At 50.8% G+C, this 4214-nt stretch carries 7 protein-coding genes; all 7 read left to right on the forward strand.

Annotated features, from left to right (window positions below):
* A partial coding sequence (locus C7H10_RS03200; RefSeq protein ID WP_208622794.1) for a hypothetical protein occupies positions 1-801 on the forward strand: 801 nt, incomplete at its 5' end.
* A gap of 100 nt (positions 802-901) precedes the next feature.
* Positions 902-1309 carry a DUF6678 family protein gene (locus C7H10_RS03205; protein WP_106693728.1) on the forward strand — a complete coding sequence of 136 codons (408 nt, stop codon included), beginning with the start codon at positions 902-904 and terminating at the stop codon, positions 1307-1309.
* A complete protein-coding gene (locus C7H10_RS03210) occupies positions 1294-1794 on the forward strand; it encodes a DUF7674 family protein (RefSeq protein ID WP_106693729.1) in 501 nt (166 codons plus the stop codon). The genes C7H10_RS03205 and C7H10_RS03210 overlap by 16 nt, the downstream gene beginning before the upstream one ends.
* A 60-nt stretch (positions 1795-1854) precedes the next feature.
* On the forward strand, positions 1855-2241 hold the full coding sequence (locus C7H10_RS03215; protein ID WP_106693730.1) for a DUF2750 domain-containing protein: 387 nt from the start codon (positions 1855-1857) through the stop codon (positions 2239-2241).
* Positions 2242-2352: 111 nt separating this feature from the next.
* A complete protein-coding gene (locus C7H10_RS03220) occupies positions 2353-2739 on the forward strand; it encodes a RidA family protein (protein WP_106693731.1) in 387 nt (128 codons plus the stop codon).
* 97 nt (positions 2740-2836) lie between these two features.
* Positions 2837-3250 (forward strand): immunity 70 family protein, encoded by a 414-nt coding sequence (locus C7H10_RS03225; RefSeq protein ID WP_106693732.1) that lies wholly within the window; start codon positions 2837-2839, stop codon positions 3248-3250.
* A 568-nt stretch (positions 3251-3818) separates the two neighbouring features.
* Positions 3819-4148: a hypothetical protein gene (locus tag C7H10_RS03235; protein WP_106693218.1), complete on the forward strand. Its 330-nt coding sequence runs from the start codon at positions 3819-3821 to the stop codon at positions 4146-4148.
* Positions 4149-4214 lie beyond the last annotated feature (66 nt).

Here is a 4214-nt window from a genome sequence, read left to right on the forward strand (position 1 = left end):
GCGTTAGGCAAGGAGAATAAGTTGTTCTTTCGTGCTCTGAACAAGGCTTTAGAGAAGCCAGCTCCTCAGCGTTTTACTACCAGCTGGCCAGGAGCACAGGAAAACGACTTCTACTCAGTAAAGCTGGAAGATTCTGATTCAAATACACGGATATTGATCCGGAATCGCAAGACAACTGGGTATGAAGCGTTGGTTTGGAGAGGCGAGCAGTCCGGGAAGGAGAAAACTCTGACCGAAAGAGATATCGACCCGGCAACATTTGATCTAAGAATTGAGCACTATTACCAAGGATACCAGTTCAACTATACCGACCCCGGTAAATTCCTGCTGATGGAGCTTATCCGCTGGCACAAAATCGTGAAGTATCGAGATCGGGTGAGCCAGTCTTTGTACAATAAAAAGCGCTTGGTTCGTGAAGAGAGAATGGAACTGCTTAGGCACCTTGTCGAGCGCAAAATCGATAACCCACGGGATGAAATATATCCTCTTATGCTGGCAGTACAAAAATACTCGCGTAAATGGCTCTATCATCCAGATAAAGACAAGCACAAAGCACACCTTGAGCTTGTTCTTGATTCGTTTGTGGATTCCGGAGAGTTGACTAAGAATGGTACGAATTACGTCGTAACGGGCAAAGCCTTGGTTACCCTTTCGGAATTTGAGCTGAATGTTCAGCGCCACCAGGATCAGATCAAAACGGCAAAAGTAGGTAATCGCCTGACTTGGGCGATCGTTATTGTCGGTATCGCAGGGATCTTATCTCAAGCGTGGATGTGGGCTATCGAACAAGGGGTAATGTGATGCCTAACCAGTGCAGGCATGGCGACGCCCACTACATTGCGCCTTCGGCTCCATTCCGTAGGCGCGCATGCTGCAAGCGTTATGTGTTACGGGGAGCCCGATGAGTTTGAAGGTCAAATCCAAACTGACGAAGTATCTCGAAGAGAATCAAATTTCTAGCGTTCTCAATGACACTAAATGGGAGCGTCTATTTGAGCAGCTTCGAGAAATCGAAGAGATTCTGGATTTTCAGCGAAAAGATCTAGATGAGCCTGAGCCCGACGAAAGCTATTGGGATGGTGATTTGTACCATGTCATGGGTGAATGGCAGCGGATTGAATGGCTTAATATTCGTGCCTTGGTGAGCGAATCAAAAGGAACTCTATTGCAGCCTGTCGTTACAGACCGCACGGATTCATTGATCCAGGCTCTTGAAAAAGCCGGTACTCCGTTTGAAAGACTAAAAGGTGGTGTCCGTGTTTGGGGGTACTTGCGACCAGGAGTTAGCCCCCGGTGGGCAAGCACATAACCAGTCGTTCCAGTTCGTTCCGGCCCAAATGGGCCTCCACCGGACGTCTTTTTCTCCGCTTCGCTGCAAAAAGGTCGCCGCTGAACATTGGCGTTAAAAGTCTCAATATGTCCGAAAACGAAGAGTTGAAACTATTCATTGATGAGATCGTTCATCGCTTCCCGGCTGTCGGGGAGAAGATGCAGCTGTGGCTGGAGTACCAAGGCTTCGATGACTTTACTCCGACAGCTATGATGGAAGCATTCTCTCAGGCGACGACTGAAGCGATGGCAAGAAGAGATGAAGAAACGGTTGTTGCGCATTTACGGTATGTTTCGGAAAAGCTGACAAGGGCTTCAGCCAAAGAACGAGAGTATATTGATGTCTATTACGTCGAGTCACTGATGTGGAATCTCGACAAACAGGGCAAGAAATGGGGATGGGGGTTAATTCCTCCGAATTTAAAGGAGCTCTACATTGGAATGTGGGGCGATCCGGACTTTTAACCAGGCCAGGCACGGCGACGCCATTTTCGTTGCGGCTTCGCCTCCACTTCAAAGGCGCGCATGCTGGCGGCGTTACGTTTCGTCGTCGACAAGGCATTGAGTAATTGGATGAATGTAGAAATCATCGGTGATCGCGAATTTATCGCCTCTGTTCAGGGGCAAGATGGTGTTTGGGTGCTAATGGCAGGCCAATCACTTTATGCGTTACCAGCGGAGGGTGGCAGGGATCTTCCTGTTTGGTCGTCAGCAGAAAACGCCGAAGTGTTCGCTGAGAATTTGAACCAAAGGGGACTGTCCCCGGTGTTCGTACCGATGAGCAATTTCCTGGGTGCTGCCTGGTTGGGTTCGTCGAGCCTACAAATTGTCGATGTCTTGGCTTCGCCCCGCAACGGCCAAGAGTCTCTCACCTACACAGCTGAGGAACTCCGTGCCAGACTCAAAACGTAACAAGGCGCATCAATACGCGGCCGGTGGCCGCCGGACGCCCTTTTCATTGCGGCTGCGCCTCCATTACAAGGGCGCCGTTGTGCGCTGGCGTTATACCTCAAGGAGGAGCATATGAGAAAACTGGTAAGTTCAGGCTCTCCTTTGGAAGAACCGATTGGGTTTTCCAGAGCATGCAGAGTTGGAAACATGATTTCTGTCGCCGGCACGGCACCCATAGAGAATGGTGAAACTACCTGCGTTGGGGATGTTTATGGGCAGACCAAGTATTGCTTGGAACTGTCTATTCGGGCTATCGAAGAGGCTGGAGGAAAACCGACAGATATAATCAGAACTCGCATCATGCTCACTGACATTTCTCGTTGGGAGGAAGCCGCCAAAGTACATGGTGAGCTATTTTCTGCAATAAAGCCCGCGTGTACGTTTGTTGAAGTAAGCCGCTTCATCAATCCGGACTGGCTTGTAGAAACGGAGATCGATTGTGTCCTGGGTCAGGTATAACAAAGCCATTAAGTCTGTTCCGGGCCGGTGGCCCTCCACCGGACGTCCCTGTCGGGCCGCCGCTTATGGCTGGCGTTAGCACCACAGAGGATCAAGCATGGCTGTAGGCATTAAGGTTGGGAGCATTACAGATGAAATTGGCACCCCGGACTTTTTTCATGCCTTTTTCAGCACGGTGAGTTCCAACCTCGAAAAGGGGTGGGGAAGTCGTTTCCCTGTTCTCCTCAATAACCTATATCAGGGTGGACTTGAAGGGGCGTTCGCTGCAAAAGCTCTAGCCGAGTTAGAGCAGGTTAAAGAGGCGTTGGCCGCATTCTCCCCGGAGCATGTAGTTTGGGATATCGAAGATCCTTCAAAGCAACCGCCGTGGGGTTCTGATATTTCACCGGACATCACGTCACTGGCCAACTATTTTGTAACGTCTACAGGTCGTGATCTCATAGAAACTTTACTAGAGGCGCTAGATGAAGCTACCAGGCAAAACAGGCCAGCGACTATTGTCCAGTGCTAACAAGGCGCAGCAGTACGCGGCCGATGGCCGCCGGACGCCCTTTCCATGGCTCCTTCGTCGCCATTCCAAGGTCGCCGCTGTGCTTCGGCGTTAAAAATCAGGTGAACATGGGCCGCATACGGAAGTTCTTTCATGACGCTGCGAGGCTAAAGCCCTACTACAGAGTCTGTTCAAATGTAGCTACGGGTTTGGGGGTGGTGATTGGAATGGGCCTATGGTACTTCAATTTGGTTCCCCTCTTAGCTGCCTCGCTAGGCATTGATGTCGCTGGCTCTGCCCAACCCGGCGATCCGACTGCGTTCTTTGCAATCACTATGGTTTTGCTGTTGGTAGTGTCTGTGATCATTTGCGTCCAGGGAGTCTTTTTCTCTCTGGTCTTACTTGGTCGCTTGAGGTTCGCTGATGTGATGTCGGTCATCTTTCGTTTGCGCTACCCTCAGAGTTGGACCAATTTTTAACAAGTCGCAGCAGTACGCGGCCGATGGCCGCCGGACGCCCTTTCCATGGCTCCTTCGTCGCCATTCCAAGGTCGCCGCTGTGCTCAGCGTTATGAGTAAAGACGAGTCCTATGTCTAAGCTAAAAGTGATTTCAATTTCCGTCTTGCTCTTCGCGGGTTTCGCCTCAGTTCTCTCGCTAATGTTCTTCTTTGGGGATTGGGCTCGACTGCTTGCAGTTGCTGTAGTGGGGATCTTTTTGGGATTATTAGCGGCACCCTCTATTGAGCCAAAGGCTTTCAAGCATGCATGGGCCTACGAGCTTTCTTCAGGAGCAATGGCCGGAGCCTTAATTGGGCTGATTTTTGTTGGCAGCGGAGAGTCCGTTGTCGTGGGCGCGCTTATTGGGGGTGTACTGGGTTATACGGCCCCTTATTGGATTAAGCATGCTCCAATCCCGTAAAACTCATAACAAGGCGCAGCAGTACGCGGCCGATGGCCGCCGGACGCCCTTTCCATGGCTCCTTCG

This window comes from Marinobacter shengliensis (assembly GCF_003007715.1).
Classification (GTDB): domain Bacteria; phylum Pseudomonadota; class Gammaproteobacteria; order Pseudomonadales; family Oleiphilaceae; genus Marinobacter; species Marinobacter shengliensis.